The sequence below is a fragment of the Pseudomonas sp. KT_2_4 genome (assembly GCF_041410225.1).
GTDB lineage: Bacteria > Pseudomonadota > Gammaproteobacteria > Pseudomonadales > Pseudomonadaceae > Aquipseudomonas > Aquipseudomonas paracarnis.
The window spans coordinates 5,666,357-5,679,150 of sequence record NZ_CP166962.1; the positions used below are offsets into that span (position 1 = coordinate 5,666,357).

Below are 12,794 nucleotides of genomic sequence, written 5' to 3' on the forward strand. Positions count from 1 at the left end.
GCATTGCTCAACGCTCAGTCGGGCGACATAATGTAGCCCCTTTTTTCTGCCCCTACATGTGGAAGGTTCCCGTGACTCAGAAGCCCGACCAGTGTCTTGGTGAATGGATCGACCGTGAAGCACTCGCTGAAGCGATGATTCCGCTTATCGGTCAGCTGTACCGCAATAACAATGTGGTGAGCTCGATCTATGGCCGCAGCCTGATCAACCAGTCTGTCATCGCGATTCTCAAAGCGCACCGCTTTGCGCGCCATCGCTCCGCCGACGACAGCGAACTCTCCGTCCACGAAACATTCCCGCTGCTCAAAGCCATGAGCGAGCTCAAGCTCGGCGCGGCTTCGGTAGACCTGGGCAAGTTGGCCTACAAATTCCGCAAAGAAGGCGCTGGCCGCACCGCCGAGCAGTTCGTGCGTGAAGAAATGGCCGATGTGGTTGGCCAGCAAAACGCTGCCGCCCGTAAAGGCACCGACGTGGTGCTGTACGGCTTTGGCCGTATCGGCCGCCTGCTGGCGCGCATCCTGATCGAGAAAACCGGTGGCGGCGACGGCCTGCGCCTGCGTGCCATCGTGGTGCGCAAAGGCGCCGAGAACGACCTGACCAAGCGCGCCAGCCTGCTGCGTCGCGACTCCGTACACGGCTCGTTCAATGGCACCATCACCATTGACGAAGAAAACAACACCATCACCGCCAACGGTAACCTGATCCAGGTGATCTACGCGAAGAACCCGACCGAGGTGGATTACACCCAGTACGGCATCCAGAACGCCCTGCTGGTGGACAACACCGGTGTATGGCGTGATGCCGAGGGCCTGGGCCAGCACCTGGCTTGCCCGGGTGTTGACCGCGTTGTGCTGACCGCGCCTGGCAAAGGCAAGCTCAAGAACATCGTGCACGGCATCAACCACGCTGAAATCACCGCTGACGACAAGATCGTGTCCGCCGCGTCCTGCACCACCAACGCCATCGTGCCGGTGCTCAAGGCGGTGAATGACAAGTTCGGCATCGTTAACGGCCACGTTGAAACCGTTCACTCGTACACCAACGACCAGAACCTGATCGACAACTTCCACAAGGGCGATCGCCGTGGCCGTAGCGCCGCGTTGAACATGGTGATCACCGAGACCGGTGCTGCCACCGCTGCTGCCAAGGCCCTGCCTGAACTGGCCGGCAAGCTGACCGGTAACGCGATCCGCGTACCGACGCCGAACGTGTCGATGGCCATTCTCAACCTCAACCTTGAGAAAGCCGCCACCCGTGAAGAGATGAACGAGTACCTGCGCTACATGGCGCTGCACTCCGACCTGCATAAGCAGATCGACTTCGTCAATTCTCAGGAAGTGGTCTCCACCGACTTCGTTGGCTCGCGCCACGCCGGTGTGGTGGACGCCGAAGCGACCATCACCCAGGACAACCGTGTTGTGCTGTACGTGTGGTACGACAACGAGTTCGGCTACAGCTGCCAGGTGGTTCGCGTGATGGAAGACATGGCTGGGGTCAACCCGCCTGCGTTTCCGCGCTAAGCCTGTGCGCTGAATGAGAAAGCCCCGACTGGTTCGGGGCTTTTTTATGCCTGTGGTTTTTGTGGTGTCTGGGAGGGCCTTATCGCAGGCAAGCCAGCTCCCACAGTTGAACTGCATTTACCTGTGGGAGCTGGCTTGCCTGCGATGACGATGGAACCGTCAACGCCGCCATCACTTGAGTAGCGTGTTGCGCAAACTGTCCGACAGCCCTTTGGGCCCGAGCCAGATACCCAGGTAGGCCTTCGCTAATTCAGCGTCCGGACTGCTGAACACCACCTGGCCATTAATCTCCAGATTCAACCCGCGCCCCGGACGAAAATCCAGGGCATAGCGATCACCGCTGCGAATATCCCGAAAGCGCGCGTGCAGCTTGGCTATCTCTGGGTTCAACCCGGCATTGGCTTGCTGGCGCTCCAAGGTGACGGTGGCCGCCTTGATCACATCATCGCGGTCAATGTCGCGAAAGTAATACAGCGCCAGGCGCACAGCCTTCTGCTGGTCCCAGGCCTGCTTTGCCGGCAGGTCAGCGGGTGCATACAGCGCGGCGGCATACACATCCGCCCAGAGATAGTTGAACACCGCCTGGTTTTTCAGGGCCAGCCCCGCGACCTGTGCGGGGAAGCTTGCCTGCTTGAGCCGCTGTGCGTCGTTGGCGTGCGCCGTGAGCGACACCATCAGCATCAAACAGAAAAATAGTTGTCGCATAATGGCTCATCCTGAATTCGGCGCTGATGCGCGTCCTGTAGTATGGCAACACTGGCCTACGACGCGACCAAGGGTTAATGTTCGCGGCGCTCGGCCTTCTATAGACTGTGCCCCGGTTCACACACTTGAGCCAAATTGTCCTTCATGCTCGCTGGCCGCGGCATGATTTAGCCCGGCGTCCAACCGTACGCCTGGCCTGTTCTGAGGAGTACGCATGGCTGTCTACAACTACGACGTGGTGGTACTGGGTTCCGGCCCAGCTGGAGAAGGTGCGGCGATGAACGCTGCCAAAGCAGGGCGCAAGGTGGCGATGGTCGATAGCCGTCGCCAGGTCGGCGGTAACTGCACCCACCTGGGTACCATCCCGTCCAAGGCGTTGCGTCACTCGGTACGGCAGATCATGCAGTTCAATACCAACCCGATGTTCCGGGCCATTGGTGAGCCGCGCTGGTTCTCGTTCCCGGACGTACTGAAAAGCGCTGAAAAAGTCATCTCTAAGCAAGTCGCCTCGCGTACCGGCTACTACGCCCGTAACCGCGTCGACCTGTTCTTCGGCACCGGCAGTTTTGCCGATGAGCAAACCGTCGAAGTGGTCTGCGCCAATGGCGTGGTCGAGAAACTGGTGGCCAAGCACATCATCATCGCCACCGGTTCGCGCCCGTATCGCCCGGCGGACATCGATTTCCACCACCCGCGTATCTACGATAGCGATACCATCCTGAGCCTGGGCCATACCCCGCGCAAACTGATCATCTACGGCGCCGGCGTGATCGGCTGTGAATACGCCTCGATCTTCAGTGGCCTGGGTGTACTGGTCGAACTGGTGGACAACCGTGACCAGTTGCTCAGCTTCCTCGACTCGGAAATCTCCCAGGCGTTGAGCTACCACTTCAGCAACAACAACATCACCGTGCGCCACAACGAAGAGTACGAGCGGGTCGAAGGCCTGGACAACGGGGTGATCCTGCACCTCAAGTCCGGCAAGAAGATCAAGGCCGACGCCTTGCTGTGGTGCAACGGCCGTACCGGCAACACCGACAAGCTGGGCATGGAAAACATCGGGGTCAAGGTCAACAGCCGTGGCCAGATCGAAGTGGATGAGAACTACCGCACCTGCGTGCCGAACATCTACGGCGCCGGTGACGTGATCGGCTGGCCAAGCCTGGCCAGTGCCGCTCATGACCAGGGCCGCTCGGCCGCTGGCAGCATTGTCGACAACGGCAGCTGGCGCTACGTGAACGACGTGCCGACCGGGATCTACACGATTCCCGAGATCAGCTCGATCGGCAAGAATGAGCACGAACTGACCAAGGCCAAGGTGCCTTACGAAGTGGGCAAGGCGTTCTTCAAGAGCATGGCGCGTGCGCAGATTGCCGGTGAGCCGCAAGGCATGCTGAAAATCCTGTTCCACCGCGAAACCCTGGAAGTACTCGGCGTGCATTGCTTCGGCTACCAGGCCTCGGAGATCGTGCACATCGGCCAGGCGATCATGAACCAGCCAGGTGAGCAAAATACCCTCAAGTATTTCGTCAACACCACCTTCAACTACCCGACCATGGCCGAAGCCTATCGGGTAGCGGCCTACGACGGCCTCAACCGGCTTTTTTGAGCGGCTCCGGCCGGTGGCCTGAGCCGGCCGGGGAGACCGATTTCAGTAATTCTCGAGGGTGGCAGTGGCCAAACCGGGAAAGTCTGTAATCAGGCTATCTACGCCGAAGTCGGCGAGCCTGCGCATCAGCGCAGGTTCGTTGACTGTCCACACGGACACATGCAAGCCCTGGCGCTGGGCTTTTTCCAGCCGCTCGGGGGTGCACAGCGTCCAGTTCAATGCCAAATACTCACAGCCGTAGTTCTGCGCGACCTTCAGCGGGTCGAGCCAGGCGTATTCAGCGACCAGGCCGCGTGACAGGTCCGGGGTGAGTTCCACGGCGGCCTTGAGCACTTCCCGCGAGCTTGACGTCACCGTGACCTTGTCCATCAAGCCAAAGCGCACAGCCATTTCGCGAATCGCCAGCACAGTGGTGGCGGCACGGGTACGCGAGGCGCTTTTGACTTCCAGTTGCCAGTGATCGAAGTCGCACTGTTCGAACAGCTCCTCCAGACGTGGAATCGGGCAGGGGCTTACCCAGCCTGGGCCGCCTTTGCGTGCGTCCATCTTCACCAGGTCAGCCGCCGAGTACTCGACGACCTTGCCGCGTCGGTCGGTGGTGCGCTTGAGGGTCGGGTCGTGGATGACCATCAACTCGCCGTCCATGGACAGGTGCAAGTCCAGTTCGCAACGACGTACGCCGTGTTTGAGACATTCCTGAAAACTGGTCAGGGTATTTTCCGGTGCTTCGCCTTTGGCACCGCGGTGGCCGTAAATCAGGGTCACAGTTGTTCCTTTGCGCCAGGATGGCTGGCGTCGTGAATACGCATTCAGAGGTCTTCGCTTTGTTCTCGCGCCAGGCGGCGTTCCTGGGCCTGTTTCTGCAGGATATAGCGCGCCAGCAGTTGGCGTTGGGCATCGGTCATGGACTCGAACTCCGTGCCCACATCAAAGCCGTCGCCCTTGGGATCGCAATGGGTCACCCGCGCGCGCAGCAACAGGCCGAGCGCCTGGGGCATCAGCACCAGCTTGACCGCCAGGTGAGTGGCGGCGGGCAGCGGTGTCGGGTGCTGGAAGTCGATGCCGCCTTCGGAGAGGATCACCGGTTGCGGCGCGCCCACCTCCTTCAGCAAACCGCGAGCCATGACCTGGCTGAGCAGATCCAGGCGTTTGTTCTGCACTTTGAGGAAGGCCGCCAGGCTGCGGTCTTTCTCGCTGATCTGGCGCAGCAGGTGCTGGGCTTCGAATTCGCTCAGATGCAGTTCGCTGAGCAGATTGAACAGCGGCGAATCATCCAGCAACACTTCCTTGCTCGCCGCGTCGGGGCCAGACAGGGGTTTGATTTGAAGTGCGATCATGTCATCGATACGGTAGTATTCGCGGCGCTCTTCTTCATCTAATGTCGACATGGCGAACCCCAGGTAACGGTAATGGTCTGAGTGTAAAGCTGCTGACCAGACCCCGCCACCGGGACGTCTTCTTTTCCTCCGAACAAGCCCCGACATGTTCAGACCTCTCTTCGTATTTATCGGCACGCGTTATACCCGTGCAAAGCGTCGCAATCATTTTGTGTCGTTCATTTCCTTGACCTCGATGATCGGTCTCGCCCTGGGCGTGGTCGTGATGATCGTGGTGCTGTCGGTGATGAACGGCTTCGATCATGAGATGCGCACCCGCGTGCTGGGCATGGTGCCCCACGCGACCATCGAGGGCGATGCGCCCATCAACGACTGGCAAAGCCTGGCCGCCAAGGTCCAGCAGAACCCCAAGGTGGTGGCGGTCGCGCCGTTTACCCAGATGCAGGGGTTGCTGACCAACGACGGCAAAGTGCAGAAGATCCTGCTCAACGGCATCGACCCGGCCCAGGAGCGCAACGTCTCGATCATCGACAAGTTCATGCTGCAAGGTAAGCTCGACGCGCTGGCGCCGGGCAGCTTTGGCATCGTCATCGGTGACAAGGCCGCGGCCAAGCTGGGCGTGGGGGTTGGCGACAAGCTGACCTTCGTCGCCCCGGAAGTCACCGTGACCCCGGCCGGCATGTTCCCGCGCATGAAGCGCTTTACCGTGGTGGGCACCTTCCACGTCGGCGCTGGCGAGATCGACGGTTACATCGGCCTGACCAATCTCACCGACCTGGCCCGCCTGCATCGCTGGCAGCCCGACCAGGTGCAGGGCCTGCGCCTGAAATTCAACGACCTGTTCGATGCGCCGCGCGGCGCCTGGGAAATTGCCCAGCACCTGGGTGAGACCGAGTACTACGCTCGCGACTGGACCCGCACCCACGGCAACCTGTATCAGGCCATCCGCATGGAAAAAGCCATGATCGGCCTGTTGTTGTTGCTGATCGTCGCCGTGGCGGCTTTCAACATCATCTCCACGCTGGTGATGGTGGTGAACGACAAGAAGGGCGACATCGCCATTCTGCGTACGTTGGGCGCCACGCCGGGGCAGATCATGGCGATCTTCATGGTGCAGGGCACCGTCATCGGCGTAGTCGGCACCTTGATCGGCACGGCGGTGGGCATTCTGGCCGCGCTGAACGTCAGCGCTGCCATTGCCCTGCTTGAAAAGGTGATCGGCCACAAGTTTCTCAACGCCGACGTCTACTTCATCGATTACTTGCCGTCCCAGGTGCAAACCCAGGACGTGCTGATGGTGGGCGGCGCTGCGTTGGTCCTGAGCTTCCTTGCCACCCTGTATCCAGCCTGGCGCGCGGCACGTACCCAGCCAGCACAGGCATTACGTTATGAGTGAATCGGGCATGAGTGAAAAAGCAATCCTGAGCTGTCGCAACCTGGGCAAATCCTACGAGGAGGGCCCGGAGTCGGTGGTGGTGCTGTCCAACCTGCAGCTTGAACTGCACCCTGGCGAGCGTGTGGCGATCGTCGGCAGTTCCGGTTCCGGCAAGAGTACCTTGCTCAACCTGTTGGGCGGCCTCGATACGCCGTCCCAGGGCAGCGTATGGCTGGCTGGCGAAGAACTGTCGGCGTTGAATGAAAAGGCCCGCGGCCAACTGCGTAACCGCTCGTTGGGCTTTGTGTACCAGTTCCACCACTTGCTGCCGGAATTCACCGCCCTGGAAAACGTGTGCATGCCGCTGTTGATCGGCAAGACCGCGATTCCTGAAGCGCGTCAGCGTGCCACGGCCTTGCTCGAACGCGTCGGCCTGGGCCACCGCCTGGAGCACAAGCCGGCGGAGTTGTCCGGTGGTGAGCGCCAGCGCGTGGCGATTGCCCGTGCCCTGGTGAACAACCCGGGCCTGGTGATGCTCGACGAGCCGACCGGCAACCTCGACTCCCACACCGCCCAGGGCATCAAGGACTTGATGCTGGAACTGAGCACCCAGATGCGCACCGCGTTCCTGGTGGTGACCCATGACATGAGCATGGCCCGGCAGATGGACCGCGTACTGCATTTGCAGGAAGGTCATCTGGTCGCTATCTGACCTGTTGCAAGCCCGGTTTTTTGAGGTCGGGCTTTTTCATTTTTCCAACGGTGCCCGCGAATGTTCAGACCGTTATCGATTTTTATCGGCACGCGCTATACCCGCGCCAAGCGCCGCAACCGTTTTGTCTCGTTTATCTCGATGACCTCGATGATCGGCCTCGCCCTGGGCGTATTGGCGATGATCGTAGTGCTTTCGGTAATGAACGGCTTTCAGCGTGAAATGAGCTCGCGCATCCTCGGCATGGTGCCCCACGCCACCATCGTTGGCGTAAAGCCGATTGATGATTGGCAGCCGGTGGCCGCCGCCGCGATGAAGAATCCGCAAGTCACCGCCGCTGTGCCCTTCACCCAGATGGATGGCATGTTTTCCTATAAGGGCGCGATGCAGCCGATCGAGATCAGTGGCGTCGACCCGGCCCAGGAAGGCAAGGTGTCGATCGTGGCCCAGCACATCGTGCGCGGCAAACTCGACGACCTCAAACCCGGCGAGTTCGGTGTGGTGGTCGGTGATATCACTGCGCGGCGTTTTCGCCTGAACGTGGGCGACAAGCTGACCCTGATCGTGCCGGAGCTCAGCAGCGCCCCGGGCGGTATCACCCCGCGCATGCAGCGCCTGAATGTGGTGGGCATCTTCAAGGTCGGCGCCGAACTGGATGGCTCCATGGCCCTGATCCACATGGCCGACGCCGCTGAAATCCAGCATTGGCAGCCCAACCAGGTGCAAAGCGTGCGCCTGGCGGTAAAGGACCTGTACGCAGCGCCCAAAGTCTCGGCAGATATCGCCGCCAGCCTGGGCGCGGCTTACAAGCCGGATGACTGGACCCACACCCAGGGCAGCCTGTTCAGCGCGATGAAAATGGAAAAGACCATGATCGGCCTGCTGCTGCTGATGATCGTCGCCGTGGCCGCGTTCAACATCATCGCCACCTTGATCATGGTGGTGAACGACAAGGGCGCGGATATCGCGATCCTGCGTACCATCGGCGCCACACCTCGGCAGATTATGGCGATCTTCATGGTGCAGGGCACCGTGATTGGCGTGGTCGGCACCTTGATCGGCGGCGTGTTGGGGGTGATTGCGGCGCTGAACGTGAGTGAGCTGGTGGGCTGGCTGGAGCGGGTGAGCGGGCAGCATATCTTCAGCTCGGATGTGTACTTTGTCAGCAACCTGCCTTCGGAGCTGCAAGGTGGGGATGTGTTGCTGATTTGCTCGGCGGGGTTTGTGTTGAGCTTCTTGGCGACGATTTACCCAGCGTATCGGGCGGCGAAGATTGAGCCGGCGCACGCCCTCAGGTATTCGTAACCTGCTCGTTCCCACGCTCTGCGTGGGAATGCCTCACCGGACGCTCCGCGTCCGCTGTTGGGACGCACAGCGTCCCGGAATGCATTCCCACGCGGAGCGTGGGAACGATCAGCAAAGCGTGGGAACGATCAGCAGTCGCCCTTGGGCAATTCAATCACAAACCTGGTCCAGCCCGCCTGCGACTCACAATAAATCCTCCCGCCATGCGCCCGCACAATCGACTGGGTAATCGCCAACCCCAGGCCTGCATGTTCACTGCTACCTGCACGCCTCGACGGATCGGCTCGGTAGAACCGGTCAAACAGCCGCGGCAATAACGGCGCAGGAATACCTTCCCCGCTGTTCTCAACCGTCAGTGTCACGCCACTCTCGATCCGCACCCGCACTTCGCCGCCCGGTGGGGTAAACCGCAGCGCGTTATCCAGCAGATTCGACAAGGCCCGGCGCAACATACCGCGATCGCCCATCGTCTGGGCGGTGCCTTCGCGCACCAGCGTCACCTGTGCGTCCTCCGCCAGCAGGGTAAAGAACTCCAACAGTGCGTCGACCTCATCGCCCAAATCCAGAGCTTCTCGGCTGGGCATCAGCAAGCCGTGGTCAGCTTTGGCCAGGTACAGCATGTCGTTGACCAGTTGCGCCATCCATTGCAGCTCTTCCAGATTGCTGTGCAGCGCCTCGCGGTAATCCTCCAGCGGGCGCGGTTGGGTGAGGATGACTTGGGTCTGGGTCAGCAGGTTGGACAGCGGTGTGCGCAGTTCGTGGGCGATATCTGCGCTGAAGGCAGACAGGCGCTGGAACGCGTCATCCAGGCGCGCCAGCATGGCGTTGACGGCTTGGGCCAGCTCCGCGAGCTCCACCGGCATTTGTTCTTGGGGTAAGCGTTGCGTGAGGGAGTGGGCGGAGACACTGGCGGCCACTTCGCCCATGCGCCGCAGCGGTCGCAAGCCACTGCGCGCAGCCCAGGCGCCGAGCAGGGCAGTGGCCAGGGCCGAGAGGCCGACGGTCAGCCAGATCAAGCGTTGCATGCGTTGCAGAAAGTGCTGGTGGTGGGTGATGTCGAGGATCAGGGTCAGTTGTGGCGAATCCAGTTGGCTGGGCGTCAAGGGCGCGATGAATACGCGGTAGTCGGTGCCTGCGTATTGCAGGCTGTGCAGGCCGGGTGCTTGGGGCAAGGGAAGGTGTGGCGCGCCGTCCAGCCAACGTTGCCCAGCTCCGGTGATGCGCAAGGCGAGGTCGGGCTGGTGATCGAGTTCGGCGCGCAGTTGAGGGGTTCGCCGGGCGAGGTCTTCCGGTGAGGCGACACCCTGCAAGGTGCTGCGCAGGGCCACCAGTTTGCTTTCGAGCTGTTGCTGGTCCAGCTCCATGAAATGCGCCTCGCTGGCCCGGTTGAACAACACCCCGGCGATCAACGAGACCACCGCCGTGCAGGCGGCAAACAGCAGCGCGAGGCGGCTGGTCAGGGACAGGCGCTTGATCACGTGAACCGTTCCTCCAACACGTAACCCATGCCGCGCACGGTGTGGATCAGCTTATTGGGGAAATTGTCGTCGACTTTCAGGCGCAGGCGGCGAATGGCGACTTCGATGATGTTGGTGTCGCTGTCGAAATTCATGTCCCACACCTGGGAGGCGATCAGCGTCTTGGGCAGCACTTCGCCCTGGCGGCGTAGCAGCAGCTCCAGCAAGGCGAACTCCTTGGCGGTGAGGTCGATGCGCTGGCCGCTGCGCTCGACGCGGCGGCGGATCAAGTCCAGGCTCAGGTCGGCCAGTTGCAGCGTGGTCTCCTGCGGCATGCTGCTGCCACGGCGCAACAAGGTGCGCACCCGCGCCAGCAGTTCGGAAAATGCGAAGGGTTTGACCAGGTAATCGTCGGCGCCCAGCTCCAGGCCATGTACTCGGTCTTCTACGGCATCGCGAGCGGTGAGGAACAGCACCGGGATGTCCAGGCCGGCACTGCGCACCGCCTGCAGGATTTGCCAGCCATCGCGGCCGGGCAGCATCACATCGAGGATCAACAAGTCATAGTCGCCCGTTAGCGCCAAGTGCTGGCCACTGGTGCCGTCGGCCACCAGTTCGGTGGTAAAGCCCGCTTCGGCCAGGCCCTGACGCAGGTAATGACCGGTTTTGGGTTGGTCTTCGACGATCAGCAGTTTCATGTAGGGCTCTTGGTCAAGGTGGACGCCGGCCTTTATACCCTGGGCTCCGGGGTATGGGCGCAAGCTGACAAAGTTGTAATCTAGCAGTCAGCTGGCTGGCAGCGAGGCCATCTTAAAGTGTTGCCCAAGCTGGATACCTATTTTGGAGAGTGAAAGATGGCGTTGCGTACACCCCAGTTATTGGCGGGCTGCCTGTTGGCGTTGAGTTTCAATGCACTGGCGGATGCGACTCACACCTACGCGTTCGGCCAGCCGGCCCCGGCGGATAAAGCCACGCGCACCGTTGAAGTCACGCTGCGGGACATTGCCTTTGAGCCCAAGTCCCTGGACGTCAAGGCCGGTGAAACCGTGCGCTTCGTGCTGGTCAACAAAGGCCAGTTGCTGCATGAGTTCAACCTGGGTGACGCGGCCATGCATGCTGCCCACCAGAAAGAGATGTTGCAGATGCAAGCCAGTGGCATGCTCACCGCCACCGGCATGGGCAAGATGGATCACAGCGCCATGGGCCACGGCGACATGGGCGGCATGAAGCACGACGATCCCAACAGTGTGTTGGTGGAGCCGGGCAAGACGGCCGAACTGACCTGGACGTTCAAGCAGGCCACAGGCCTTGAGTTCGCCTGCAACCTGCCTGGGCATTACCAGGCGGGCATGGTCGGCAAACTGACCGTTGAGTGAGGCGTTTGTTAAGGGCGGGAGCAAAGGCTGGTAGACTGGCGCGGTTTATTTAGCCAGGTTTCCGCCATGCATCCCGCAGCCGAACATTCGCCGCTGGGCAAGTCCAGTGAATACATCAGCACTTACACGCCTTCGTTGTTGTTCCCGATTCCACGCGCCGCCAAGTGGGCCGAGCTGGGCCTGAGCGCCGAGACCCTGCCGTACAAGGGCGTGGATTTCTGGAACTGCTTCGAACTGTCCTGGCTGTTGCCCTCGGGCAAGCCGGTGGTAGCCATCGGTGAATTCAGCATTCCGGCCGACTCGCCAAACATCATCGAGTCCAAGTCGTTCAAGCTGTACCTCAACTCGCTGAACCAGACCGCGTTTGCCGATACGCAAAGCCTTGAAGCCACCCTGCGCACCGACCTCAGCGCTGCGGCCGGAAAGCCCGTGAACGTGCGCATTCGCAGCCTGGCCGACATCGAGGCAGAAGGCGTGATGGCGTTGCCCGGCGTGTGCATTGACGGCCTGGATATCAACGTCAGCAGCTACGAACACCCACGCCCTGAACTGCTGCGTTGCGATGATTCGCGCGTGGTGGAGGAGAGCGTGCACAGCCACCTGCTCAAATCCAACTGCCCGGTGACCAGCCAGCCTGACTGGGGCAGTGTGGTGGTGGAATACCGTGGTGCGGCGCTGGATCACGCCAGCCTGCTGGAATATATCGTCAGCTTTCGCCAGCACTCGGACTTTCATGAGCAGTGTGTGGAGCGGATCTTCCTGGACTTGCAGCGCTTGCTCAAGCCGGAGAAGTTGACGGTGTATGCACGCTATGTGCGCCGGGGTGGGTTGGATATCAACCCGTATCGCAGCACTGAGAACACCCAGTTCCTGAACGTGCGCCTGGCGCGTCAGTAAGCCTTCATACAAAAAACTGTGGGAGCTGGCTTGCCTGCGATTGCGATCTTTCAGTCATTCATCAAGTGACTGATACACCGCTATCGCAGGCAAGCCAGCTCCCACATTTGGTTTTGTGTTTGGCTTGGGCTCGGGTTAGATGCCGATATTGCCCAGGGTCAGCACGATATTGCGCAACGTCCCGGCAATGCCTGGATGGTCCAGTTCAAAACCTTCCACTGCCCGGTTCACATCGTCAGCGATGCTGGGCGTCTGGGTGGCCGGTTCCATTTCCAACTGGACTTCGAATTTGGCGATCAACTCTTCCAATGCTTGACGTTTCTCGGCGGGCAACTCGGGATGATTCTCCAGTTGCTCACGCACAATATCGGCCTGCTGTTGTAACTTCTCGCGATCAGGCATGACGTTCTTTCCTTTTATCGATAGGCACTGGCATAGACCGCGGCACGCCGTGAAAGGTCTACGGGCTGACCTGTAGATTAATCCACTGCGGCCAACTGT

At 60.7% G+C, this 12,794-nt stretch carries 13 protein-coding genes; 7 read left to right on the forward strand and 6 right to left on the reverse strand.

Annotated features, from left to right (window positions below):
• The first annotated feature begins 56 nt into the window (after positions 1-56).
• Complete coding sequence (locus tag AB9N64_RS26135; protein ID WP_032873405.1) at positions 57-1,520, forward strand: glyceraldehyde-3-phosphate dehydrogenase; 1,464 nt, start codon at positions 57-59, stop codon at positions 1,518-1,520.
• 171 nt (positions 1,521-1,691) lie between these two features.
• Here AB9N64_RS26135 and AB9N64_RS26140 read toward each other — a convergent pair whose 3' ends face one another.
• Entirely contained in the window at positions 1,692-2,225 is a 534-nt protein-coding gene (locus AB9N64_RS26140; protein ID WP_019818241.1) for a chalcone isomerase family protein, read from the reverse strand.
• A gap of 214 nt (positions 2,226-2,439) precedes the next feature.
• Here AB9N64_RS26140 and sthA point away from each other — a divergent pair, with 214 nt between their 5' ends.
• Positions 2,440-3,834 (forward strand): Si-specific NAD(P)(+) transhydrogenase, encoded by a 1,395-nt coding sequence (gene sthA / locus AB9N64_RS26145; protein ID WP_003189670.1) that lies wholly within the window; start codon positions 2,440-2,442, stop codon positions 3,832-3,834.
• 42 nt (positions 3,835-3,876) lie between these two features.
• Here the strand turns inward: sthA and AB9N64_RS26150 are convergent, their stop codons facing one another.
• Together AB9N64_RS26150 and AB9N64_RS26155 are read right to left on the reverse strand one after the other, a co-directional pair.
• Positions 3,877-4,599 (reverse strand): glycerophosphodiester phosphodiesterase family protein, encoded by a 723-nt coding sequence (locus AB9N64_RS26150; RefSeq protein WP_014717518.1) that lies wholly within the window; start codon positions 4,597-4,599, stop codon positions 3,877-3,879.
• A gap of 44 nt (positions 4,600-4,643) precedes the next feature.
• Entirely contained in the window at positions 4,644-5,222 is a 579-nt protein-coding gene (locus AB9N64_RS26155; protein WP_371359778.1) for a PilZ domain-containing protein, read from the reverse strand.
• 94 nt (positions 5,223-5,316) lie between these two features.
• Between AB9N64_RS26155 and AB9N64_RS26160 the strand changes: the two genes are divergently transcribed.
• From AB9N64_RS26160 to AB9N64_RS26170, 3 genes are read left to right on the forward strand one after another with little or no spacing between them, the layout of a single operon-like run.
• A complete protein-coding gene (locus AB9N64_RS26160; protein WP_014717520.1) occupies positions 5,317-6,567 on the forward strand; it encodes a lipoprotein-releasing ABC transporter permease subunit in 1,251 nt (416 codons plus the stop codon).
• Between the two features lie 7 nt (positions 6,568-6,574).
• Positions 6,575-7,258 (forward strand): lipoprotein-releasing ABC transporter ATP-binding protein LolD, encoded by a 684-nt coding sequence (gene lolD / locus AB9N64_RS26165; protein ID WP_019818240.1) that lies wholly within the window; start codon positions 6,575-6,577, stop codon positions 7,256-7,258.
• A 60-nt stretch (positions 7,259-7,318) separates the two neighbouring features.
• Complete coding sequence (locus AB9N64_RS26170) at positions 7,319-8,563, forward strand: lipoprotein-releasing ABC transporter permease subunit (protein ID WP_014717521.1); 1,245 nt, start codon at positions 7,319-7,321, stop codon at positions 8,561-8,563.
• Between the two features lie 128 nt (positions 8,564-8,691).
• Here AB9N64_RS26170 and AB9N64_RS26175 read toward each other — a convergent pair whose 3' ends face one another.
• Positions 8,692-10,041 carry a heavy metal sensor histidine kinase gene (locus tag AB9N64_RS26175; protein ID WP_019818239.1) on the reverse strand — a complete coding sequence of 450 codons (1,350 nt, stop codon included), beginning with the start codon at positions 10,039-10,041 and terminating at the stop codon, positions 8,692-8,694.
• Positions 10,038-10,718 carry a heavy metal response regulator transcription factor gene (locus AB9N64_RS26180; RefSeq protein ID WP_019818238.1) on the reverse strand — a complete coding sequence of 227 codons (681 nt, stop codon included), beginning with the start codon at positions 10,716-10,718 and terminating at the stop codon, positions 10,038-10,040. Before AB9N64_RS26180 ends, AB9N64_RS26175 begins: the two co-directional genes overlap by 4 nt.
• A gap of 156 nt (positions 10,719-10,874) precedes the next feature.
• On the opposite strand from AB9N64_RS26180, the gene AB9N64_RS26185 reads away from it, so the two are divergent.
• Positions 10,875-11,396 (forward strand): plastocyanin/azurin family copper-binding protein, encoded by a 522-nt coding sequence (locus AB9N64_RS26185; protein WP_003189683.1) that lies wholly within the window; start codon positions 10,875-10,877, stop codon positions 11,394-11,396.
• Between the two features lie 66 nt (positions 11,397-11,462).
• Positions 11,463-12,293 carry an NADPH-dependent 7-cyano-7-deazaguanine reductase QueF gene (queF, locus tag AB9N64_RS26190; RefSeq protein ID WP_019818237.1) on the forward strand — a complete coding sequence of 277 codons (831 nt, stop codon included), beginning with the start codon at positions 11,463-11,465 and terminating at the stop codon, positions 12,291-12,293.
• Positions 12,294-12,428: 135 nt separating this feature from the next.
• Here queF and AB9N64_RS26195 read toward each other — a convergent pair whose 3' ends face one another.
• The gene (locus AB9N64_RS26195) at positions 12,429-12,695 is read right to left on the reverse strand and encodes a DUF4404 family protein (protein ID WP_014717525.1); all 267 of its coding nucleotides are present in this window, start codon (positions 12,693-12,695) and stop codon (positions 12,429-12,431) included.
• Positions 12,696-12,794 lie beyond the last annotated feature (99 nt).